Here is a 696-nt window from a genome sequence, read left to right as displayed (position 1 = left end):
CCGCCGCCCTGCGCGACCAGGCCGTCGCGACCCTTGAAGCCCAGGGCCATGAAGTGCAGGTCAGCGACCTGTATAAGATGAACTGGAACCCGGTGGCCAGCGCCGATGACTTCTCAAAGCGGGAAAATCCCGAGTACCTGGTGTATGCGCTGGAACAACGCCTCGGTGTGAAAAGCCAGTCACTGGCAGCGGACATCCAGGCTGAACTGGATAAATTGCTATGGGCCGACCTGCTGATCCTCAATTTCCCGATCTTCTGGTTCTCCACCCCGGCCATGCTCAAGGGTTGGATCGACCGGGTGCTGGTCTCGGGCATCTGCTACGGCGGCAAGCGCTTCTACGATCAGGGCGGGCTTGCCGGGAAAAAGGCGTTGGTTACCGTGACTTTGGGGGGGCGTGAACACATGTTCGGTGAGGAGGCGATCCACGGGCCGTTGCAGGACATGCTGCGGCCGATCCTGCGCGGGACGTTGGCGTATGTCGGGTTTGATGTGCTGGAGCCGTTCGTGGCCTGGCATGTGCCGTACATCAGCGATGAGGCGCGACAGGCGTTTTTGCTGGATTACGATCAGCGCCTGCAACACCTGAGTGATGATCAACCCTTGGTGTTCCCCAAGCTGTCGCAGTTCGACGAACAACTCTATCCATTGCATCGATCCGAAACTGTGAATGCTTGACCCCTGTGGGAGCGAGCCT

At 59.5% G+C, this 696-nt stretch carries 1 protein-coding gene; it reads left to right on the top strand.

Annotation, left to right across the window (positions count from 1 at the left end; genetic code table 11):
- Positions 1-8 precede the first annotated feature (8 nt).
- Positions 9-677, top strand: a complete 669-nt coding sequence (locus tag PG5_RS31725) for an NAD(P)H-dependent oxidoreductase (protein WP_052024751.1) — start codon at positions 9-11, stop codon at positions 675-677.
- The last annotated feature ends 19 nt before the right edge of the window (positions 678-696 follow it).

It is taken from the genome of Pseudomonas sp. G5(2012), assembly GCF_000408945.1.
GTDB classification, from domain to species: Bacteria; Pseudomonadota; Gammaproteobacteria; order Pseudomonadales; family Pseudomonadaceae; genus Aquipseudomonas; species Aquipseudomonas umsongensis.
This window is presented reverse-complemented; position numbering and strand designations above follow the sequence as displayed.